Origin of the sequence: Pseudomonas sp. NFACC10-1, assembly GCF_900119195.1 — a bacterium.
Taxonomy (GTDB): domain Bacteria; phylum Pseudomonadota; class Gammaproteobacteria; order Pseudomonadales; family Pseudomonadaceae; genus Aquipseudomonas; species Aquipseudomonas cerasi.
The window spans coordinates 381,357-403,678 of record NZ_FPJB01000001.1 but is presented as its reverse complement, the minus strand read 5'-3'; the positions used below and the strand labels follow the sequence as shown (position 1 = coordinate 403,678).

Annotated in this window: 13 protein-coding genes; 8 read left to right on the top strand and 5 right to left on the bottom strand. The window is 62.6% G+C overall.

Annotated elements, in window-relative coordinates; genetic code table 11:
• Positions 1 to 123: 123 nt before the first annotated feature.
• The 3 genes from BT119_RS01685 to BT119_RS01675 all read right to left on the bottom strand — a co-directional run bounded on the left by BT119_RS01685 (position 124) and on the right by BT119_RS01675 (position 13,615).
• Positions 124 to 8,823 (bottom strand): non-ribosomal peptide synthetase, encoded by an 8,700-nt coding sequence (locus tag BT119_RS01685; protein ID WP_072364610.1) that lies wholly within the window; start codon positions 8,821 to 8,823, stop codon positions 124 to 126.
• Positions 8,820 to 12,230 (bottom strand): non-ribosomal peptide synthetase, encoded by a 3,411-nt coding sequence (locus tag BT119_RS01680; RefSeq protein ID WP_072364608.1) that lies wholly within the window; start codon positions 12,228 to 12,230, stop codon positions 8,820 to 8,822. Before BT119_RS01680 ends, BT119_RS01685 begins: the two co-directional genes overlap by 4 nt.
• Positions 12,231 to 12,637: 407 nt before the next feature.
• Positions 12,638 to 13,615 carry a TauD/TfdA family dioxygenase gene (locus BT119_RS01675; RefSeq protein ID WP_054081114.1) on the bottom strand — a complete coding sequence of 326 codons (978 nt, stop codon included), beginning with the start codon at positions 13,613 to 13,615 and terminating at the stop codon, positions 12,638 to 12,640.
• Between the two features lie 295 nt (positions 13,616 to 13,910).
• Between BT119_RS01675 and BT119_RS01670 the strand changes: the two genes are divergently transcribed.
• Genes BT119_RS01670 through BT119_RS01635 form a run of 8 tightly spaced genes read left to right on the top strand, consistent with a single transcriptional unit; the run spans position 13,911 to position 20,114 of the window.
• Positions 13,911 to 15,134, top strand: a complete 1,224-nt coding sequence (locus BT119_RS01670) for a PepSY-associated TM helix domain-containing protein (RefSeq protein ID WP_003436572.1) — start codon at positions 13,911 to 13,913, stop codon at positions 15,132 to 15,134.
• Positions 15,131 to 15,676 (top strand): thiamine pyrophosphate-binding protein, encoded by a 546-nt coding sequence (locus tag BT119_RS01665; RefSeq protein ID WP_072364606.1) that lies wholly within the window; start codon positions 15,131 to 15,133, stop codon positions 15,674 to 15,676. Before BT119_RS01670 ends, BT119_RS01665 begins: the two co-directional genes overlap by 4 nt.
• The gene (locus tag BT119_RS01660) at positions 15,673 to 16,005 is read left to right on the top strand and encodes a hypothetical protein (RefSeq protein WP_003318855.1); all 333 of its coding nucleotides are present in this window, start codon (positions 15,673 to 15,675) and stop codon (positions 16,003 to 16,005) included. Before BT119_RS01665 ends, BT119_RS01660 begins: the two co-directional genes overlap by 4 nt.
• A complete protein-coding gene (locus BT119_RS01655; RefSeq protein WP_003436579.1) occupies positions 16,002 to 16,568 on the top strand; it encodes a DUF6162 family protein in 567 nt (188 codons plus the stop codon). The genes BT119_RS01660 and BT119_RS01655 overlap by 4 nt, the downstream gene beginning before the upstream one ends.
• A 35-nt stretch (positions 16,569 to 16,603) precedes the next feature.
• On the top strand, positions 16,604 to 17,536 hold the full coding sequence (locus BT119_RS01650) for a metal ABC transporter substrate-binding protein (RefSeq protein WP_054081115.1): 933 nt from the start codon (positions 16,604 to 16,606) through the stop codon (positions 17,534 to 17,536).
• Positions 17,533 to 18,297: a metal ABC transporter ATP-binding protein gene (locus tag BT119_RS01645; RefSeq protein ID WP_054081116.1), complete on the top strand. Its 765-nt coding sequence runs from the start codon at positions 17,533 to 17,535 to the stop codon at positions 18,295 to 18,297. Before BT119_RS01650 ends, BT119_RS01645 begins: the two co-directional genes overlap by 4 nt.
• Complete coding sequence (locus BT119_RS01640) at positions 18,297 to 19,196, top strand: metal ABC transporter permease (protein ID WP_003348835.1); 900 nt, start codon at positions 18,297 to 18,299, stop codon at positions 19,194 to 19,196. Before BT119_RS01645 ends, BT119_RS01640 begins: the two co-directional genes overlap by 1 nt.
• A complete protein-coding gene (locus tag BT119_RS01635; RefSeq protein ID WP_054081117.1) occupies positions 19,197 to 20,114 on the top strand; it encodes a metal ABC transporter substrate-binding protein in 918 nt (305 codons plus the stop codon).
• 389 nt (positions 20,115 to 20,503) lie between these two features.
• Here the strand turns inward: BT119_RS01635 and BT119_RS01625 are convergent, their stop codons facing one another.
• Entirely contained in the window at positions 20,504 to 20,722 is a 219-nt protein-coding gene (locus tag BT119_RS01625; RefSeq protein ID WP_003304661.1) for an MbtH family protein, read from the bottom strand.
• Positions 20,723 to 20,803: 81 nt separating this feature from the next.
• Positions 20,804 to 22,216 carry an aspartate aminotransferase family protein gene (locus BT119_RS01620; protein WP_072364603.1) on the bottom strand — a complete coding sequence of 471 codons (1,413 nt, stop codon included), beginning with the start codon at positions 22,214 to 22,216 and terminating at the stop codon, positions 20,804 to 20,806.
• Between the last annotated feature and the right edge of the window lie 106 nt (positions 22,217 to 22,322).

Genomic DNA, 22,322 nt, shown 5'->3' with positions numbered 1-22,322 from the left:
CTCAAGCCCTGACCCTATCGTCCCGTACGCGCCAGCCAAGACACCCATCGCTCCTCGCACTCCAGCCCGGACACCTATCGTTCCTCACGCTCCGCGTGGGAATGCCGTTCGTGACGCTCTGCGTCACACCAACCGCTCGGCAAGCCCCTGCAGAAATGCTTCAGCGATCACCAGGTTGTCGTGTCGTTGATCGATCGTCGTCGAGCTGCGCAGTCCGTTGACCGAGCACTGTTCCAGCAGCACTGCTTCAGCCTTGGCAATCTGCCCCGGCTTGCGGCTTTGCCCTGCCCACCAGCAATCGGCCTTTACATTGAGAGTCTTCAAGGTAAACGCCTGGCTGAGTTTCGCGTTGGCTTCCAGCAATGTGTAACCGGTTTCGATTTCGTCCTGCACCGCAATGTCCTGGAACATGCTGCGCAGGTTGTCGACGTTCATTGCGTGTTGCAGCGCGATCTGCTCGATCACTCGATCAATCACTTCACTCTCCCCGGTCACCGACTGCCGGGCCGTTTCGATCAGGTCAACAATGGTCTGCTCCTGCAAGCCCGGTACAAAGGCCTGCAGGCTCTTGATCAGGCCGCGGTAGTAGTTTTCGCCCTGCTGCTGCGTGGTGACGTGCGGGTCCTCTTCGACCCATTCCATGCCAGCCGATGTCGGTAGCTGGGTGTCGACCAGCCCGAGAAAGCTCACCACTTCGCCAGCGCGCTCCAGCACATGCGCGACCTCAATGGCCAGCGCGCCACCCATCGACCAACCCAGCAGGTTGTAAGGCCCGTGTGGCTGGGTCGTGCGGATCAGCTCGACGTAGTAATCGACCATGTCCGGCCACGACGTATCGAACCAGCCCGGCACCACATAGGCCTTGTTGACCAACCCGTAAACCCGTCGGCTGTCGCCCAATTTGCCCGCCAGCGGGTAATACGAATACGTGCCACCACCGCCCGGCGGCAGGCAGAACAGTGGCGCATGCGTCGAGCCATTGGCGTTCATGGCGATGACCGCCGATTTGACCCTGGCTTCATCGGCACGCATGAAATCAGCCAGCTCGCCCAGGGTCTGCAGCAACAGCAAGTCATGCAGCTTGATGGAGATATCGAACGTCTCGCGAATCCTGCCCGCCAGTGAAACCGCCAGCAGCGAGTGCCCGCCCAAGGCAAAAAAGTTGTCGTTGAGCCCGACCCGTTCGACGTGCAACACCTGCTCCCACAACTCAGCAAGACGCTGCTCGAATGCAGTGCGCGGCGCCACGTAACCCTGCTGTGAGCGGGCCACGTCCGGCTTAGGCAGTGCTCTGCGATCCAGCTTGCCATTGGCGGTCAGTGGCATCGAATCGATAAATACGAAGTAGCCCGGCACCATGTAATCCGGCACATGAGCCTTGAGATGAACCTGCAGACGCTCGCGCAGAACGTCCGGCGCCTCAGCGGCATCGGTCGGCACCACATAAGCGACCAATTGCTTGCCGGACGCCCCGTCGATGTCGATCACCGTGGCTTCGCGCACGGCGGCATGCTCATGCAGACGCGCTTCGATTTCGCCCAGCTCGATGCGCAAGCCGCGAATCTTCACCTGATGGTCGATACGCCCGGCGTAGTCGATGACACCTGCGTCGCGATAACGCGCCAGATCGCCGGTGCGGTACAGCCTGCCGCCGCCCTGCTCGTCGAACGGGTCCGGCACGAAACGCTCGGCCGTCAGTGCTGCACGGTTGTGATAACCACGCGCCAGACCGACGCCACCCAGGTACAACTCCGCCGCCACGCCCTGTGCAGCAGGTAACAGGCCGTCGTCGAGGATATGGGTTTTCAGGTTGTCGATCGGCTGTCCGATCGGCACGCTGAGGATGTCGTCTGTGGTGCACGTCCAGTGGGTCACGTCGATGGCCGCTTCGGTCGGACCGTACAGGTTGTACAAACCGGCCTGCGGCAAGCGCTTGAGCACCTGAGCGGCCAGCTCGGCAGGCAGTGCTTCACCGCTGCATACCACTCGGCGCAGCGTGTCACAGCTTTCCACCTGGGGATGAGTCATGAACGCCTGCAGCATCGACGGCACGAAATGCAGGGTCGTGACCTGATGCTCACGGATGGTCTGCACCAGCCGCTCGGGGTCGCGGTGATCCCCCGGCAGCGCCACGGCCAGACGTGCGCCGGTCATCAGCGGCCAGAAGAACTCCCAGACCGACACGTCGAAACTGAACGGTGTCTTTTGCAGAACAGCGTCGCTGCCATCCAGCGCGTAAGCCTTCTGCATCCAGTGCAAGCGGTTGACCAAAGCACGATGGCTATTGCCCGCGCCCTTGGGCTTGCCGGTCGAGCCCGAAGTGTAAATCACGTAAGCCAGGCTCAATGGATGGCTGAGGTTGACCGGGTTGGCGGTGCTGTAACCGGCAAGCCAGTCGCCGTCCTGATCCAGGCACAGGCTCTGCACCTGACGCGGAACCGGCAAGCGTTCCAATAGCGCCGTCTGGGTCAACAGCAAACCGATGTCGCTGTCCTGCATCATGTAGGCCAGACGATCCTCGGGGTAGTCCGGGTCCAGCGGCACGTAGGCGCCACCAGCCTTGACGATCGCCAGCAGACCGATCACCAGTTCCAGGCTGCGCTCGACGCAGATACCCACCAATACGTCCGGGCCAACGCCCGACTCACGCAGGCGATGCGCAAGCTGATTGGCGCGGGCGTTGAGTTGCGCGTAGCTCAGTTGTTCAGTAGCGAAAATCAGCGCCGGAGCGTCCGGCGTGGCGCATACCTGGGCTTCGATCAGGCTGTGCAGGCAGGCTTCACTGGGGAAGTCTGCAGCTGTGGCGTTCCACTCGCGCAGAACATGCTGCTGCTCACGGTCGCTCAACAGCGCCAGTTCGCCAAGCGCCGTCTGTGCGTCATGCGTCAGCGCCTGCAGGACCTGCTGGAAATGCGCCGACAACTGCGCCATGTGTTGCTCACTGAACGCCTCGCGGGCGTAGCTGAAGCGCAGCGACAGGGTTTCGCCGAGATTGACCACCAGGGTCAGCGGATAATGCGTTTGCTCCTGCGTACGCAGGCCGCCGAACACCAGCCCGGGCGGCGCAGCCTGTTGCAGGGCTTCGGACACCGGGTAGTTTTCGAACACCAGAATGGTGTCGAACAGCGCCTCGCCAGCGCTGCGGGCCCAACGCTGAATCTCGTACAGCGGCGTGTGTTCATGCTCGCGCAAGGCGATGTTCTGCGCCTGCACCTGTTGCACCCACTCCGCCACCCGTTGCTCGGCACGCGGGCTGGCGATCACCGGCAGGGTATTGATGAACAGCCCGAGCTGCTCCTCGACACCCGGCAGATCAGCCGGACGCCCGGCCACGGTTGCGCCGAAGGTGACGCTGGACTGCCCCGTATAGCGTTGCAGCACCAGCAGCCAGGCCGATTGCACCAGCGTATTGAGGGTCACGCGCTGCTCACGGGCAAACTCGCTCAGTTGACGGGTATTCTCGGCGTCGATCAAGTGCAGGTAATCACCGTGCCCCTGGCCGTTCTCAGGCGCCTTGAAGGCCTGAACCAGACGCGTGGGCTCATCGAGTCTGGCGAGTTGATCGGTCCAGAAACGCTCGCTGAGCCCGGCATCCTGGCGCTGCAACCATTCGATGTAATCGCGATAGCGGCTGACCTGCCTCGGCTGTGTCTGGCCGCTATAGCGTTGCAGCACTTCACCGAGCAGGCGCGAGCTGCTCCAGCCATCCATGAGGATGTGATGGCTGGTGTAAATCAGCTGATGGCTCCGCTCGCCGGTGCGCAATACGGCCAGGCGCAGCAACGGCCCGTGGACCAGCTCGAAACCCTGCCGGCGGTCGGCATCGGCCCATTGGTCGATCCAGCCGGACGACTGCGTCCGGGCATCCAGCTCGACAAAAGGCATGCGCACATCACGCAAGACCACTTGCAGCGCTGGCTGCAGATGGCTGATGAAAGCACTGCGCAGCACCTCATGGGCATCCAGCGTGGCCTGCCAGGCGGCGCGGAAACGCGGCACGTCCAGGCCGCTGACCTCAATGCGCATCTGATTGATGTAATTGCCCGCCTCCTGCTCGAACAAGGTGTGGAACAGCATGCCCTGCTGCATCGGTGCCAGCGGGTAGAGGTCTTCGATCTGCCCGGCAGGTATCGGCAAACGGCTTAACTGCGACTGACTGAGGCACGCCAGCGGGAAGTCCGACGGGGTCACCCCCGCCACGCCTTCGGTGGTGCAATGGGCAATCAGCTGTTGCAATTCGGCGGTGTACTCATCGGCCAGGCGCTGCATGGTGTCGCGCTCGAACACCGCGCCACTGAAGGTCCAGCTCAGCCGCAGCTCACCGGCATAGACCTGACCGTTGATGCTGATCGGCGCAGCCAGCGGCGCAGCGGCACTCTGTGAGGCACCGCTGCTGTCGGCGGAGGGTGTGAACAGTGCCTGCGGTGCGTCGAAGCTGCCGTCGAACTGCCCCAGGTAATTGAACACGATGCTGCCCAGCGGCAAGGCTTGCAGGGTCTGCCGCGCCGATTCGCGGCCCAGGTAACGCAACGCGCCGTAACCGATGCCCTTGTCGGGCACTGCGCGCAGTTGCTCTTTGATGGTCATGATCGAATCGGCCAGCGAGGCCTGTGGGGTGAGCCTGACCGGGTACACATTGCTGAACCAACCCACCGTGCGGCTCAGGTCCAGTGCGTCGAACAGGTCTTCGCGACCATGGCCTTCGAGACGAATCAGTGCATGGGGTTGCGCGGTCCAGCGACTGACCACCCGCGCCAGCGCGGTCAGCAGCAGGTCATTGATCTGCGTGCGGTAGGCCGCCGGGGCGTCCTGCAGCAGTTGCCGGGTCAGATCGCCATTGAGTTGCGTGACCACCGACAGCGCGTGCTGCTGTCGCTGGCCGCCATGCGGATGATCACACGGCAAGGCGTCGCTGACGTCTTGCAATTGCGCCTGCCAGTAGCCCAACTCCTGCTCCAGCGCCGGGCTTTGCGCGTAGGCCTGCAAGTGCTCGGCCCAGCTTTTCAGCGAACTGGTTTTCGCCGGCAGCAGCGCTGGCTGACCTGCTGCCAGGGCGATGTAAGCCTGTTGCAGGTCTTCCAGCAACACCCGCCATGACACACCGTCCACCAGCAGATGATGAATCACCAGCAGCAGGCGCTGTTCGCCCTGTGGCAGGTTGATCAGCACGGCACGCAGTAGCGGCCCGTTTTTCAGGTCCAGGCTACGTTGCGCTTCATCGGCCAGCTCAGACAAACGCTCGATGCTGTCCAGCTCATGGGTCCAGAGCAGCTCACGAGTGTTCTGCATGCCGAAGGTGGCCTGCCATTGGCCGTCCTGTTGAGAGAAACCCAAACGCAACGCGTCGTGCTGTTCGACCAACGCCGTCAATGCCGACTGAAGACAAGAGGCCTCCAGCGTTTGCAGGGGCTTGAGCATCAGCGCCTGATTCCAGTGCTGACGCTCGGGGATGTCCAGCTCGAAGAAACGCGCCTGAATCGGCAGCAACGGCAACGAACCGCTGATCTGCTCCGCCACGGAGGCGGGCTTCTTTTGAATCAGTTTCGCCACCGAGGCCAGTTGGCCGATGGTCTGTTTTTCGAACAGTTGCTTGGGGCTGAGCTTGATGCCCTGACGCTTGGCGCGGGCGATGATCTGCAAACTGAGGATCGAATCGCCGCCCAGCTCGAAGAAGTTGTCGGTGCTGCCGACCTGTTCCAGCTTGAGGACATCCGCCCACACGGCGGCGAGCTTTTCCTCGATCTCGCCGACTGGCGCGGTGTAGCGCTGTTTGACCACGCCAGGCTTGGGCAAGGCGCGCTTGTCGAGCTTGCCGTTGGCGGTCAGTGGCAGACTGTCCAGCAGCATGATCTGCGCGGGCACCATGTAGTCCGGCAAGCGCGCAGCCAGTTGCTCGCGCAAGCTGTCGACACTCAGGTCAGCCCCGCCTGCCGCCACGCAGTAGGCCACCAATTGCAGCCGGGTATCATCGTCATCGATGGGCAACGCCAGTACGCTGACCTGCGCCACCGAAGCCAGGCCCAGCAATACCCGCGCGACCTCTGCCGGCTCGACGCGATAGCCGCGCACTTTGACCTGATCGTCAGCCCGGCCGATGAATTCCAGCAGGCCCTGATGAGTGCGGCGCATGCGGTCGCCGCTGCGGTAGACGCGCGTGCCATCCTTCGCGAACGGGTCCGGCACGAAGCGCTCGGCGGTCAGCGCGGGCTGGCCGATATAGCCCAGCGCCACGCTGTCGCCGCCGATGTACAGCTCGCCGGCAACCTGAGTGCCCACAGGGTTCAACACGTCGTCCAGCACATAAGCACTGGCCCCTGGCAACGATGTGCCGACTGGCACGCTGCGCAGAGGGTCGCCAACGTTCACCCCAGTGGATACACATGCATCCTGTGGGAGCGACATCAGCACCTCATAAGTCAGCACACCAACGGTGGTTTCGCTCGGCCCGTAGTGGTTGATCACCCGGCAACCCGGCTTGAGCTGACGCACCTGCTCGATCAGCACGGGCGAGCAGGCTTCGCCGCCGACAATCAGCGCATGCTGCGGCAGTACGTCGGCTGGCTGGCCGGCCTGCAACAGCGCGGCCAAATGACCGGGGACGATTTTCAGCACGCCCACCTGATGCTCGGCCATGTAGGCCGCGAAGGCATCCGGATCAAAACCCAGCGCCTCGGTCAACACATGCAGCGTGCGTCCCGAACACAGCGCGCCGAACAGCACGGTATGGCCGAGGTCGGCGGCGATGGTCGAGACCAGCGCCATGCTTGCCTCGGGGGCCAGTTGCAGCTGTTCCAGCAAGCCGCGCAGGTAACTGGCCAGCGCACCCTGGCTGACCAGCACCCCTTTTGGCTGGCCGGTCGAGCCGGAGGTATGAATCACGTAGGCCGCCGAATCGGCTGAAGGCCGGGTGTCAGGGCGACTGACAGGCAGGTCCTGCCACAGCGCAGGCGTCCAGGTCAGGCCCTGACAACCGGCAACACCCAGTGACGTCTGCCGCACATCACCCTCGGCACACAGCAGCACCCCGGCCTGCGCATTGACCAGCATCTGTTGCAGTCGCGCATCGGGGGCTTTGACGTCCAGCGGCATGTACACGCCGCCGGCCTTGAAAATCGCCAGCACGGCCGTCAGCCAGTCCAGCGAACGCTCCATCAATACTGCGACCGGCTTGCCCTCGCTGATGCCCATGCGGATCAGATGATGAGCCAGCTGATTGGCGGCCTGCTCCAGTTGCAGCGTGGTCAGCGTGCGCTCCAGGCAGCGGGCTGCCTGGGCATGAGGTTGCCGTTCGACCTGTCGGTCCCAGAGTTGCAGCATGTGCGGTGCGGGTTCGCGAGCGTCGCGCCTTGGCTCGACCGCGAGTGCTCCCAGGCTGAACAGCGGTGCCTGCGGCGCGTCGAGCAGGGTTTCGAACAGCGCGAGCAGTTCAGGAATGAAGCCTTCGACGGTCGAGCGTCGATACAGGTCGCTGGCGTAGGCCATGTCGCCGTGGATCAGTGTGCCGTCGTCAGTGATGTCCAGCGCCAGGTCGAAATGCGCGCCCTGTTTGTCGAAGGCATACTCACTGACCTCCAGCCCGGCCAGCCTCAGCGCAGTTTTCTGCTTGAGGACCACGTTCTGGTTGAACTTGGCCTGGAACAGCGGGTTGTGACCCAGGCTGCGCTCGGGCGCCAGTTGATCGACCAGTTGCTCGAAGGGCACGTCCTGATGCGCCTGCGCACCGAACGAGGTGTCGCGAATCTGCGCCAGCAGGTCAAGGTAGCTCAGGCGTTCGTCCACTTGGCAGCGCAAAACCTGAGTATTGATGAAGAAGCCGATCAACCCTTCGGTTTCTGCACGACCGCGGTTGGCATTCGGCACGCCGATGCGGATATCGCGCTGCCCGGCCTTGCGCGACAGAAACAGCGAAAAGCCGGCCAGCACCAGCATGAACAGGGTCATGCCCTGCGTTCGCGCAAAGGCGTTGAGCCGCTGCGACAGGTCAACACCGAAATCGAAGCGCAGGTGCTCCCCCTGGTAGCTCTGCGTGGCCGGACGCGGGAAATCCGGTGCGGCGTCCAGCAGCGGTTGCTCTTCGCCCAACTGCTTACGCCAGTAGTCCAGCTGACGTGCGCCCTCGCCCGCCTCCAGCCAGCTGCGCTGCCAGATCGCATAATCGGCGTATTGCAGCGGTAGTTCGGGCAGCGCGGGCTCACGGCCTTCGCAGTACGCCTGATAGCAGTGCACGAACTCCTGAATCATCACGTCCATCGACCAGCCGTCGGAGACGATGTGGTGCATGCTCACGACCAGCACATGTTCATCGTCCGCGAGGCGAAACAGGTGCGCGCGCAACAGCGGCCCCGTGCGCAGATCAAACGGTTGGCCCGTGACGGTGGCCACTCGCAGCGCCAGCTCGGCATCGCGCAGTTCGACATCGGTCAAACCGGCCAGATCGATACACTCCAACGCGATTGTCTGGTCGTGCAACAGTACTTGCTGCGCCTGATCGCTATCAGTGTGAAACACCGTGCGCAGCACCTCGTGGCGCTCGATCAGGTGATCGAACGCACGACGCAACGCCGACTCGTTCAACGTGCCGTGCAGACGCAGGCCGGTGGTCATCTTGTAGGCGTCGCTCGAGGGATCGAGCTGCCAGAGGAACAGCAGGCGTTGCTGAGCGAAGGACAGCGGAATGGCGCTGACATCATGCCGACTGAGCGGTACCGGCAACAGGCTGAAATCCTTGCCTTCCTGGCGCAACCGGGCGAGGAACTGCTGGCGTTGCTCCAGCGACAGGCCGACAAAACGTTTCGCGATGCGTGCAGCAGTGGTCCCGGTCATGCGCCGAATTCCTCCAGTGAATCCATGAACTGGTCCATGTCGCTCCAGTCGTTGTCCGTGCTGTTGTCGGTCAGCGCTGCCACTTCGCCGGCGAGCTCACTGAGCAGCGGTTTTTCAAACAGAGTGCGCAGCGGCAGGCTGATGCCCAACTGCGTCTTGATCCGGGCGATGACTTGCGCGGCGAGCAGCGAATGCCCGCCCAGTTCGAAAAAGTGATCGTCCAGACCCACCTGAGGCGCATGCAGGACGTCCTGCCAGATGGCCGCCAGGCAGATTTCCACCTCGCTGCGCGGCGCCCGATAACGCGCCTGCAACTGGCTTGCGTCGGGGGCTGGCAATGCCTTGCGGTCCAGCTTGCCGCTGGGCGTCAGGAGCAATTCGGGCAACAGCAGCATGTGCGTCGGCACCATGTAATCCGGCAGGCAGGCTTGCAGCTGGATGCGGATGCTTTGGCGCAGGGCCGACTGTTTGGCCTCTGTGGTGGCGGCAACGTCCGGCACGGCGTAGGCGACCAGCTGCGTGCCGCCCGCCAGTTCGACGGCCAGCACCACAGCCTCGCGCACGCCCGTGCATTGCTGCAGGCGCGATTCGACCTCGCCCAGCTCGATACGGAAACCGCGAACTTTTACTTGATGATCGACCCGGCCGATGTACTCGACAGCGCCATCGGCGCGCAGTCGGGCGCGGTCGCCGGTACGGTACAGGCGCTCACCGCTGACAAACGGATCGGCGACGAAACGTTCGGCGCTCAGGCCGGGCTGGGCGTGATAACCCCGCGCCAGACCAGGACCGCCGATGTACAGCTCGCCCACCGCACCTTGCGGCAGCAGGTTCAGTTGATCGTCGAGAACGTACAGGCGTCGTCCTGCCAGCGCCTGACCGATCGGCACGCCGCGCCAGGACACCTGCTGCGGGGTCAGCGTGCTGCAATCATGAATGCTCGACACCACGGTGGCTTCGGTCGGGCCATAGGTATTGAGCAGTCGTACATGTCCCAGCCCGGCCTTTTGCCACAGGCGCAGACCCTCGACGGCCATGGCTTCGCCGCCGACATGCACCTGGCGTAGCGCGCCGTAATGCGCGGGCGGGCTGGCGGCGAAGTCCTGAACCAGCGTCAGCCAGTAGGCCGCTGGCAAGTCGGCGAGGGTCACGCCGTGCTCGACGATGGTCTGATGGAAGGTGGCACTGTCCCACAGGCGTTCGTCACGCAGGACAACGGCCGCACCGCGACACAACGGTGGGTAGAACTGCTCGACGAAGCCATCGAAGCTGTGGGTGGCGAATTGCAGGACCCGGTCGCTTTCGCGCAGGTCACTGTAGTCCGCCCCCAGGGTGACGAACTCGGCCAGCGCCGCATGACTGATCGCCACGCCTTTGGGCCGCCCGGTCGACCCCGAGGTGTAAATCACGTAGGCCAGACTGGCCGGATCGATCGGGCCATCGAGGTTTTGCACGCTGGCGGTTTCGCTGTTCATTCGATCGATGCACAGGCATTGAATGTCAGCCGGTTCAGGCAGCCTGGTCAGCTGATCGCTGTGGGTCAGCATCAGTTTCACGCCACTGTCCGCCAACACATGACGCAAGCGTTCGCTCGGCGCGTTCAGGTCCAGCGGCACATAGGCGCCTCCAGCCTTGAGCACGGCGAGCAGCGCCACGGGCATGTCCAGCGAACGACCCAGCGCCACGCCGACCAGCACGTCCGCGCCGACACCTTGCTCACGCAGTTGCCAGGCCAGACGGTTGCTGCGCTCATTCAGTTCGGTGTAACTCAGGCTGGGCGCTTGGCCTTCACCGGCGAGGATCAATGCCGGGGCCTGCGGCGTGCGCTGCACTTGTGCTTCGAACTGGCGATGCGCGGGGGTTGTGGTGTCGGCTTCGGTGGCGCTGTCGACATCCAGCAGTTGCGTGCACTCGTCGGCCGAGAGCATCGACAGCTCGGCGATGGTCTGCAGCGGATCGGCACACACCGAGGCCAACAGGTTGCGCCAGTGCCCGGCCAGACGAGCGATGGTCGACTCGTCAAAAATGTCGGTGGCGTAGGTGAAGGCGGCATGCAGTTGCTCGCCTTCACCGCTGGTGGCCAGCATCAGGTCGCTGGCGGCGGCGTGCGAGCGTTGCGCCAGTGCCTGTTGTTCGGCAGGCAGATTGGCCACGCGCAGGCCGCCGCTCAACTGCTTGTCGAGCAGGTCAGCCACCACCGGCTGGTGATTGAACATCACCTGAAATAAAGGGTTATGGCTCTGACTGCGCTCCGGCTGCAGGGCGTCGATGATGGCGTCGAATGGCAACTCCTGATGCGCCTGGGCACCGGTCGAGGCATCGCGGACGATATTCAACAGGTCGACGAAGCGGGTCTGCGCCGTCACTGCACTGCGCAGTACCTGAGTATTGATGAAGCAGCCGACCAGCCCTTCGGTTTCGCTACGGGTGCGGTTGGCGATCAGGCCGCCGACACGGATATCGGTCTGCCCGCTGTAGCGATGCAGCAGGCTTTTGAAGGTCGCCAGCAGCACCACGAACAGGGTCACGCCCTGGCGTTGCGCGAGGCTTTTCAGGTTGCGCAGCAGCTCGGGCTCCAGTGCCAGTTCCAGGCGAGCGCCGTCGTGGCTGGGCAAGGCCGGATAGGGACGGTCGGTGGGCAGCTCCAGCAGCGGATGCTCGTCGCCCAGGTGGCTGCGCCAGTAGTCCAGCTGACGCTCCTGCTCACCGGCTTCCAGCCAGCTGCGTTGCCAGACCGCGTAATCGCGGTACTGCACAAGCAGCGGCTGAAAAGGTAGCGGTTTACCGGCCAGCAGCGCGTCGTAGCCGCGCAGCCATTCGTCGATCAGCACGTTCATCGACCAGCCATCGGTGATCATGTGGTGCAGGTTGAGCAGCAGCAGGTGCTCCTGTTCGGCCAGACGCAGCACCTGCACGGTGAACAGCGGCCCGCGCTGCAGATCGAAGGTTTGCGCGGCCTGTTCGGCGATGGCCTGACGCGCACTGGCCCAGCCCTGCCCGGGCGGCAAAGCGCTCAGGTCGGTCAGGCGGATGCTCACTGGCGATGGCGGCGCGACACGCTGAAACGCCCGGTCGCCCTCCTGGCCGAAGGTGGTGCGCAGGCTTTCATGTCGCTCGACCAGCGCACTGAAGGCCCGCTCCAGCAAAGGCAGCTCCAAAGGACCGTTCAGGCATACCGACATCGGCAGGTTGTAGGCCGCGCTGTGCGGGTCCAGTTGCCAGAGAAACCACATACGTTGCTGGGCATAGGACAGACCGTCACGCTCGGCCAGCCCGGCACAGGAAGGGATCGGGAACAGCGAGAAATCCATGTTCTCCTTGCGCATGCCATCGAGGAACAGGCGGCGTTTTTCAAGGGGTAACTCGACAAAGCGGCGAGCGAGTTTCTGGGCGTGTTCGGGGTTCATGGGTCGATCCTTGCTGAGTGGGGCTGACCGTCGGGCGGGGTCGTATCAACAAGAACGAATTGGCGAGGAAATATTTAGAAAGGTTTCTCGGGGGTGAGGCTCTGCCTTGCACCGCGCACTGAAGAGAGGACGCAGAGCGTCCAGAACTGCATGCCTACGCGGAGCGCAGGCATGATAATCACAAGCCGGACAACCATCGTTATGCACGCTCACGCGTGGTAATGCCACATGCCATGTTGTGGGAGCGAGCTGGCTCGCGAAGAGGCCATTGCGCACTCTGTGACTATCGTCCCCACGCTCTGCATCACACAGCGGCTCTGTGACCTCAGGTAGACTGAGGTTCGACTCAGGTCACCTTTTCGCCCCTCGGCGACCTACTTTGATGGGGCCAAAGCAGGCAAAGGCGTTTACTTATCCGAATGCCCCTGTGCCATGGCCACCACCACTTTGCGTTTGCCGGTGAAGGGTGCGCGGGAATGGGCGGTGAGCATGTTGTCGAGCATCAGTACGTCGTTTTCCAGCCATGGGAAGCTGACGGTGCATTCGTCGAGTACGCCGCGAATTTCGTCCAGCAGGGTTTCTTCGAGGGGCGAGCCGTCGCCGTAATAGACGTTGCGCGGCAGGTCTTCTTCGTCCACTACGTCGAGCAGGGTTTCGCGCACTTCCGGCTGCAGGTTGGAGATGTGGAACAGGTGCGCCTGGTTGAACCAGACGGTGTCGTGTGTGACCGGGTGGCGCGATATTGCCTGGCAGATCTGGCGGGTGCGCAGTTCGCCGTCGTCTTTCCATTCGCACTCGATGTTGTGCGCCCGGCAGTAGGCTTCGACCACGGACTCATCTTCGGTATTGAATACCTGACTCCATTCCACATCGAGCCCGTTGCCGTAGTTACGCACGTACATCAGTTTCTTTTCGACAAAGCGCTCGCGAATGCGCGCCGGAATGCGTCGGTAGATTTCGCGGCTGTCGGCGATCGGTGTTTCGCCACCTGTCTGCGCCGCGATCATGCTGTAGAACCAGATCTTCATCGGCCATTCCAGCGTGTAGGCCTGCTCGTTGTGCAGCGGTATGCTCTGGTGCGCCGGGTACTCGGTCGAGGTGTACACGCCTTTGGTGACGTTGCTGCGCGGCGTAGAGCCGAACTCGTAATTGAGCAGCGGATCGCCGAAACCGGCGGCGAACTCGCGAAATGCCTCTGCGCCGCCCACCTCGAAGCCGCGAAACAGAATCCCGCCAGCGCTGTACAAGTGCCCGGCGACCAGAGGCTTGAGTTCGTCCAGCGCTTCCATCAAGTCCAGACCGGGCTCGGGTGCCTGTACCAGCATCGGCAAGCTGCCCGCCCCTGCCAGCAGCGGCCGGATATCCAAACTCAACGCATGACTCATGATGTCTCTCCCTTGATGGCAAAAGCGCCCGAGCCCCTGCGGCCTGGCGCAACACCAATGTCCAGATTGAACGTACTGCGCCGCTGAAAAATTAGCCGTACCACCCCATTCATGCGGCATGCGAAGGCGTTCGCCCACGCTGAAACATTTTTTTGCATTTAAAACGCAAAAAGCTCTTACAGGAATCTGGCCCTCATTCGTCTTTAACTGAATGCGAGGCCTTATACGCCCGCGCGTACTAAAAAGAGCGCTCACCTGACGTCCGCGCCACATCGCGAATCGAGATTGTTTATCCATGTCGAAGAAGTCCCGTTCAAAAATCTGGTTTCTCGTCCACAGCTGGCTGGCCCTGCCGATCTGGTTCTTCGTGCTGATCGTCTGTGTGACCGGCACGCTGGCCGTGGTCAGCAAGGAAATCATGTGGCTGGCCAACCCGGAGATGCGTGACAACCGCCCTTCCGACGATGCCCCGCGCCTGAACTTCGAACAGATTCGCGCCACCATCGAACGCAACGAACCGGACCTGATCGTCGGCACCATCATGCAGCCGGACGGCGACTACTTCGCCTTGAGCGTGTTCATCACCTACCCCGACGGGCGTTCGGTCCCGGCTTACGTCAACCCTTATACCGGGGTGATTCAGGGCATTACCCCGTCGTTCGACTTCCGCCGCTTCACCCGCGCGCTGCACGGCTGGTGGCTGGTGCCGTTTACCAACGGTTATTCGTGGGGCTGGTATCTGGTGTCGATTCTCGGCCTGCCATTGCTGGCGTCGCTGGTGACCGGGCTGGTGGTCTACAAGAAATTCTGGCGCGGCTTTTTCAAACCCGTGCGTTTCAGCCAGGGTCCACGGATTTTCTGGGGCGACCTGCATCGCCTCAGCGGCGTCTGGTCGATCTGGTTCATTGCGGTGATTTCCATTACCGGCACATGGTTTCTGATCCAGGCGATTCTGGGCGACAACCAGATCAGTATTTCCAGCAAATCCCAGGTCGCGTCGATCATTCCGCACAGCGCCGTGCCGCTGACTGCCGACGGCAGTCCTGCGCCAACCATCAGCCTGGAGCGCGCCGTGGAAATCGCCAAGGAGCGGATTCCGGGCCTGGAAGCCAGCTTCATCACGCCGCCGTTCAATGCCTACAGCAACATGCAGGTGGGTGGACGCAGCTGGTATCCATTGATGTTCCAGACCGCCGAAATCAACCCGTACAGCGGCGAGATTGCCGCGTCACACCTGCTGTCGGACCGCAACAAGCTGGAGTTCGTCACCGAGTCCATGCGCCCCCTGCACACCGGCGATTTCGGCGGCATCTGGATCAAGCTGATCTGGGCATTCTTCGGCCTGCTGCTGAGCATGATGGTGCTCAGCGGCCTGTTGATCTGGAGCAAACGTACTGCCCTGGCGACGCTCAACGCCCTCAAGCGTGAAGCCCGAACCCGCCCGGCAACGGCCGCTGCACCCCCACGAAACACCACGCCCTCGCCGCTGGCGACCCGCACCCCGGAGAACAGTCTGTGAGCAAGGCCGCCGCTGTTGCACAACCTGCATCGTCACTGAGCCGTTTCTGGCATAAGTGGCGCTTCCACATCAACGTGCTGCTGGTGCTGATCCCGCTGGGTTTCATGCCCAAGTACTTCTCCGACAACGCGCTGGACCGCGGTGATCAGGGCCTCGGCCAGCGCGAGGTCGGCGAAATTCAGGTCGGCCCGTGGAGCCTGCGTCTGGCAGAGGACCGCCACGAAGCGCCGCGACTGTCCGGCCCTTCGGGCTACATGAAAAGTTTCAACGCAGCGCTGTGCAACGCCTGCATCGACCGGGTCAAGGCCACTTATCTGCGCATCGGCAAACCGCGCAGCCTGCGCACCGCCGGGGTGATTTTCTTCGGTGGCGGCTACCGCATGAGCGCCTTCATGCAGATCGCGCAAAACACCGATCCCGACGCCGAGCTGTGGATCACCATGGAAGGCTGGGACGGCGCCGTGCATCAGACTTCCATTCCCCTGCAACAGGCTTCGCCCAGCACCGTGGCGTGGCTGAAAAAACAAGGAGCCCAACCATGAGTGCCCGCCCTTCCCTGCGCTGGCTGACGGCCAGTGCCCTGTGCCTGCTTGGCCTGAGCGGCAACGCCCTGGCGCATAACCCGATGTGCGAATGCAAACAGATCGACACCGAGCAGATCCGCTGCACTGGCGGTTTTTCCGACGGCAGTGGTGCGCCGGGTGTGACCCTGGACGTGATCGGCTACGACGAAACCATCCTGGTGCCCGGCAAGCTCGGCGAAGACTCGACGGTGACCTTCAAACGCCCCGCCTCCGAGTTCTACGTGCTGTTCGACGCCGGTCCCGGTCACGTGGTGGAAATCGATCAGGCGGATATCCAGGCCCCATGAGCACACCAACCCGACACATCGTCCGTCCGGCAGGCGCCGGGCATGAAACCCTGTATGTGCTGGTGCTGTGCCTGTTGATCCTTGGCTGCGCTGCAGGCGTGATCAGCCTGCATCGTGATACCCGGGAAACGCACAGCATTGCCATCTACCAACTGGACGCACGACGCGACCTGAGCGCTGCGGAACAAGGCATTTACGCCGACCTGCGCGTGACCCTCGACGAAATCCGCCTGCTGGCCAGCGAGCAGCAGACACCGATCACCCCGCAGCAACTGGGCGACGAAGGCTTTGCGCCGTTCGCCACGGATGCCAGTTCGGTGAGCCGTGGCGACCATGCCTGGCAGATGATCGAGCAGTCCTACCTGGGACTGAGCCGGACGCCGAGCGTGGCCGGTTCGTTTCTGATGCGTGTCGATTCCGGCGAGCAGCCGGACATCTGGATCAACCGCAATGTCTCGCTGCCGACGGTCAGCGACCTCAGTGACCAGGCCTTGATCGATTCAGGCTGGAAGCAGGTCGTCGCGCAATTCGATGCTGGCGTGACCCGCCAGCACCCGCACTGAAACTCCGCACTCCTTTGAAAGAAGACCGCTCGCCCATGCCTATTTCATTCAAACGCCGTCCCTTACTGCGCGTCCTGCTGACGGGGCTGATGGTCGCCCTGCTGGCGCCGTCCAGCTTTGCCGCCGAACCGGCCAAACGCCTGCGCATCGGCATTACCCTGCACCCTTACTACAGCTACGTGAGCAATATTGTCGGCGACAAGGCCGACGTTGTGCCGCTGATCCCGGCGGGCTTCAACCCGCATGCCTATGAGCCGCGCGCCGAGGACATAAAGCGCATCGGTTCACTGGACGTGATCGTGCTCAACGGTGTCGGCCACGACGACTTTGCCGACCGCATGATCGCCGCCAGTGAAACGCCGAACATCAAGACCATCGAGGCCAATGCCGATGTGCCGTTGCTGGCGGCCACCGGGGTGGCGGCGCGAGGTGCCGGCAAAGTGGTCAACCCGCACACCTTCCTGTCGATCAGTGCATCCATTGCGCAGGTCAACACTATCGCCCGCGAGTTGGGCAAGCTGGACCCGGACAATGCCAAAACCTACACCGCCAACGCCCGCGCCTACGGCAAGCGCCTGCGTCAGATGCGCGCCGATGCGCTCGCCAAACTGACCAAGGCACCCAACGCCGACCTGCGCGTGGCCACAGTACATGCCGCCTACGACTACCTGCTGCGCGAATTCGGCCTGGAAGTCACCGCCGTGGTTGAACCGGCGCATGGCATCGAGCCCAGCCCGAGCCAGTTGAAAAAAACCATCGACCAACTGCGCGAACTGGACGTGAAGGTGATCTTCTCGGAGATGGATTTCCCGTCCACCTACGTCGAGACCATTCAGCGTGAATCCGGGGTCAAGCTGTACCCGCTGTCGCATATTTCCTATGGCGAATACACCGCCGACAAATACGAAAAGGAGATGGCCGGCAACCTGGACACGGTGGTACGGGCCATTCAGGAGTCGGGCGCATGACGGCCGCACAGCACCTCGACATCGCCAGCCAGGGTCCGGGCATCGAATTCAATCAGGTCAGCCTGACCCTCGGGCGCACCACGATTCTCGATCAGGTTCACTTCAATGTGCGCGCCGGCAGCGTACACGCACTGGTCGGCCCGAACGGCGGTGGCAAAAGCTCGCTGATCAAGACCCTGCTTGGGCAGACACCGCATCAGGGCCAATTGAGCCTGCTGTGGCCTGCTGCTCCAGGACTGATTGGCTATGTACCGCAGGCGCTGGAGTTCGACCGTGGCCTGCCGATGACCGTCGACGATTTCATGGCTGCGATGTGTCAGCGACGCCCGGCGTTTTTGGGCTTGTCGAAGCACTACACGGCAGCGATTTGCGAGGCACTGGAACGGGTCGGCATGCAGGACAAGCGCAAACGGCGCATGGGCGCGCTTTCCGGTGGCGAACGACAGCGCGTATTGCTGGCGCAGGGGCTGATTCCAGCGCCGCAATTGCTGGTGCTGGATGAGCCGATGTCGGCGCTGGATGAGGCGGGTATTCAGGTGTTTGAGCGGTTGTTGAGCGACTGGCGCCGAAGCGGAGTCACGGTCCTGTGGATCGAGCATGACCTGGATGCCGTCAGGCGTCTGGCCGATCAGGTCACGGGGCTTAACCGACGCATCCTGTTCGACGAGCCGGCCGCCACCGCGCTGACCCCGGAACGGCTGCTGACACTGTTTTCCGCACACCCACGCACGATGGATAGCAGCGCCGGGAGGATCGCGTAATGGATTACGAAACCTTTCGCCTGTTCATTCAGGGCCTCGCCTCTTCCGGTTATCTGCCCGAGGCGCTGGCCTACGGTTTCGTGGTCAACGCCCTGCTCGCCGGCCTGTTGATCGGCCCGGTGCTGGGCGGGCTGGGAACACTGGTGGTGGTCAAGCGCTTCGCGTTTTTCTCCGAAGCCGTGGGCCATGCGGCACTGACCGGAGTAGCGATCGGCATTCTGCTCGGCGAACCGTACACCGGGCCTTATGGCGCGCTGTTCGGCTATTGCCTGCTGTTCGGTATCGTCCTCAACTACCTGCGCAACCGCACCGGGCTGGCACCGGACACGCTGATCGGTGTGTTCCTGTCGGTGTCCCTGGCGCTGGGCGCGAGCCTGCTGCTGGTGCTGGCTGGCAAGATCAACGTGCACATCCTGGAAAACGTGCTGTTCGGCTCGGTGCTGACCGTCAACGGCAATGACCTGCTGGTGCTGCTCATCGTCGGTTCGCTGGTCATGGGCCTGAGCCTGCCGCTGTACAACCGCATCATGCTGGCCAGCTTCAACCCGCAACTGGCTGCGGTGCGCGGCGTGGCGGTGAAGACGCTGGATTACCTGTTCGTGATTCTGGTCACGCTGATCACGGTCGCTGCGGTGAAAGTCATTGGTGCAATTCTGGTCGGTGCGTTGCTGGTGATTCCAGCGGCGGCGGCACGCCTGTTGAGTCAGTCGCTCAAGGGTTTTTTCTGGATTTCGGTCGCCATTGCAACGTTCAGCACACTGTGCGGCATCCTGCTGCCCATCGTATTCGACCTGCCCGTGCCGTCCGGCGCGGCAATCATTCTGGTGGCGGGCATGGCTTTCGCCCTCGCCGCCATCGCTCGCGGCACGCTGCCGAGCCTGAAAGGGAATATTGGATAAATGCTTACATTACGTACCCTGACTCTGGCGCTGATCATGACCGGCCTGTTCAGCAACAGCCTGCAGGCGGCCGACAGCAAAACCGACAGTCCGCAACCGGTGCGAGTGCTGGCCAGCCTGCCGATCACCTATGGCCTGGGCGAAATACTGCTCAAGGACAGTGGTGTGATGCTGGAACGCGCTGCTGCGGCCAATCTGCCGGGCTCGCGTCAGACGGCGTATTTCACCGGGCGTGGTGCCGATGCGTTGCGCGGGCTGGCCACCAACGCCGACGCGGTGATCGGCTTGCGCTCAATCTGGGCCGATGACCCGCTCTACCCCAATGCACGGCGCAGCAATATTCGTATCGTCGAGATCGACGCCGCACGTCCGGTGGACGGCAGCTTGCCAGGCATCGCCGTACAGCCGGGCCAAGGCACTGACGGGCTGAACAGTCAGCCGTGGCTGGCGAGCAATAATATGGGGCGCATGGCCGATGTGCTGGCGGCGGACCTGGTGCGCCTGGCACCGAGTGCGAAGCCGAAGATCGAGGCCAATCTGGCGGCGTTCAAGCAGCAGTTGCTCAAGCTGAGTGCCAGCAGCGAAGCGGCAATGGCCGGTGCAGACAATTTGAGTGTGGTGAGTTTGTCAGACCGCTTCGGCTACCTGATCAGCGGGCTGAATCTGGAGCTGATCGACACTCAGGTGTTGACCGACGAACAGTGGACGCCCGAGGCATTGAGCAAACTGAGCGCGACCCTCAAGGATAACGACGTGGCGCTGGTGCTTGATCATCGTCAGCCGCCAGAGCCGGTAAAGGCTGCAATTGAAGCGGCAGACAGCAAGTTGCTGGTATTGGGGATTGATGGCGCTGATCCGCTGACGGAGTTGCAGGGGGATATTCAGGGTGTTATCGGAGTGCTGGCTGGCAAGGGGTGAGGTTATCGTTGCTCACGCTCCGGCAGATCTCGACGCTCTGCGTCGCAAAGAGGACGCGGAGCGTCCAGAACGGCATGACGACGCGGAGCGTCGCACGATAGTCAGTTATCGTTGCGCACGCTCCGGCGTGGGGATGCAGGTCGCGACGCTCTGGATCGCGAGAGGACGCGGAGCGTCCAGAACGGCATGACGACGCGGAGCGTCGCACGATAGTCAGTTATCGTTGCGCACGCTCCAGCGTGGAGATGCAGGTCGCGACGCTCTGGGTCGCGAGAGGACGCAGAGCGTCCAAAACGGCATGACGACGCGGAGCGTCGCACGATAGTCAAGGCTGTACCGGCCTCTTCGCGAGCAAGCTCGCTCCCACAGGACTTATGTATAACGCTCAATCAAGCCGTCTGCGCTTCCATTTTCTGGCGCAGGCTCAGGGGGCGCATGTCGGTCCAGACTTCTTCGATGTAGGCCAGGCATTCTTTCTTGAAGCCGCTTTTGCCCACGGTGCGCCAGCCGTTGGGGATCGCCTTGTAGTCGGGCCAGATGGAATACTGTTCTTCGTGGTTGACTACAACTTGAAAGACGATGTCTTCCCGATCGAATACTGAAGTCATTGCTGCTCTCCATGTGTGTTCAGGGCTGCCGTGCCAATTCATGGCAGCTATAGGGATTGAACGTATCACTACGTCGAAAAATTAAACCTGGGCGACAGCGGCATTCAACGCGCGACCGAAGATCTCTGCCACCTCGTCGATCTGCTCGGCGGTGATGATCAGCGGTGGCAGAAAACGTACCACACTGGCATGTCGCCCACCCAGCTCCAGAATCAGCCCGCGCTTGAGGCATTCACGCTGGATCAGCGGGGCCAGACGCGCAAATACCGGCGGATGACCCTGTGCATCGCATGCACCGGACGGGTCGACCAGCTCGACACCGAGCATCAGCCCGCGCCCGCGAATATCGCCCAGTTGCGGGAAGTCACGCTGCAAGGCACGCAAATGCCCGGACAGCCGCGCGCCCATGGCAGTCGCGTGTTCGCAAATAGAGTGCTCCTGAAGATAGCGCATTACGGCAGAACCGGTAGCCATGGCCATCTGGTTGCCGCGAAACGTCCCGGCGTGTGCGCCCGGCAGCCAGGTGTCCAGCCAGGAACGATAGACTACAACCGCCAACGGCAAGCTGCCGCCGATGGCTTTGGACATGACCACCACGTCCGGGATGATCCCGGCATGCTCGAAGGCAAACATCTTGCCGGTGCGCGCGAAACCACTCTGGATTTCATCGACGATCAGCGCCACGCCGGCCTTTTCGGTGATACGCCGCACGCCGCGCAGCCAGTCCAGATCAGCAGGGATCACTCCGCCCTCGCCCTGCACCACTTCAAGGATGACCGCCGCGGGCAATTGCACGCCAGCTTCCGGGTCGTTGAGCAGGTTTTCCAGGTAATGCAGGTTGGCGCGCACGCCCTGTTCGCCGCCGAGCCCGAACGGGCAGCGGTAATCGTAGGGGTATGGCAGAAACTGCACGCCTGTACCGAGCAACGCACCCAGCGGCTTTTTCGGCCCCAGGCTGCCCATCAGGCTCAACGCGCCCTGGCTCATGCCGTGATAACCCCCCTGAAATGACAACACCGTACTGCGTCCGGTAGCGGTACGCACCAGCTTCAACGCGGCTTCCACCGCATCGGTACCGGTCGGGCCGCAAAACTGAATCTTCGCGTCATTGGCCAGCGCTGGTGGCAGCAGGCCGAACAGGTCCTGAACGAACTGGTCCTTGACCGGCGTGGTGAGGTCCAGGGTGTGCAGCGGCAACTCGTCGGTGATCACTTGCTGGATCGCTTCGATAATCACAGCATGGTTATGCCCGAGCGCCAGGGTGCCCGCGCCTGCCAGGCAATCGATGAAGCGCCGCCCTTCGACGTCCTCGACGTGAATACCTTTGGCGCGTTTGAGCGCCAGCGGTATGCGCCGCGGGTAGCTGCGTGCGTTGGACTCCTGGCGACTCTGCCGGGCCAGCAGTGGCGACTCGTCGAACTGGTAGAGCATCTCAGCCGCAGCCGGGGCAACCCGTGTCGGCTGATCATCGATAAACCTGGTAGCGACTGACATCTGTGCAACCCTCAATTCGAGTCTTGAATAACCTGAAGCATGGGCGTCGGCGCATGCCGCCTCAGGTGTGTGTTCGGTCCTTTGAAAACGCGCCAGCGAGCTGCGG

Coding starts and splice junctions, on each gene's coding strand:
- BT119_RS01645 (WP_054081116.1), top strand. CDS start 17,533: ATGACGGCCGCACAGCACCTCGACATCGCCAGCCAGGGTCCGGGCATC.
- BT119_RS01635 (WP_054081117.1), top strand. CDS start 19,197: ATGCTTACATTACGTACCCTGACTCTGGCGCTGATCATGACCGGCCTG.
- BT119_RS01650 (WP_054081115.1), top strand. CDS start 16,604: ATGCCTATTTCATTCAAACGCCGTCCCTTACTGCGCGTCCTGCTGACG.
- BT119_RS01640 (WP_003348835.1), top strand. CDS start 18,297: ATGGATTACGAAACCTTTCGCCTGTTCATTCAGGGCCTCGCCTCTTCC.
- BT119_RS01670 (WP_003436572.1), top strand. CDS start 13,911: ATGTCGAAGAAGTCCCGTTCAAAAATCTGGTTTCTCGTCCACAGCTGG.
- BT119_RS01685 (WP_072364610.1), bottom strand. CDS start 8,823: ATGACCGGGACCACTGCTGCACGCATCGCGAAACGTTTTGTCGGCCTG.
- BT119_RS01620 (WP_072364603.1), bottom strand. CDS start 22,216: ATGTCAGTCGCTACCAGGTTTATCGATGATCAGCCGACACGGGTTGCC.
- BT119_RS01660 (WP_003318855.1), top strand. CDS start 15,673: ATGAGTGCCCGCCCTTCCCTGCGCTGGCTGACGGCCAGTGCCCTGTGC.
- BT119_RS01655 (WP_003436579.1), top strand. CDS start 16,002: ATGAGCACACCAACCCGACACATCGTCCGTCCGGCAGGCGCCGGGCAT.
- BT119_RS01680 (WP_072364608.1), bottom strand. CDS start 12,230: ATGAACCCCGAACACGCCCAGAAACTCGCTCGCCGCTTTGTCGAGTTA.
- BT119_RS01625 (WP_003304661.1), bottom strand. CDS start 20,722: ATGACTTCAGTATTCGATCGGGAAGACATCGTCTTTCAAGTTGTAGTC.
- BT119_RS01675 (WP_054081114.1), bottom strand. CDS start 13,615: ATGAGTCATGCGTTGAGTTTGGATATCCGGCCGCTGCTGGCAGGGGCG.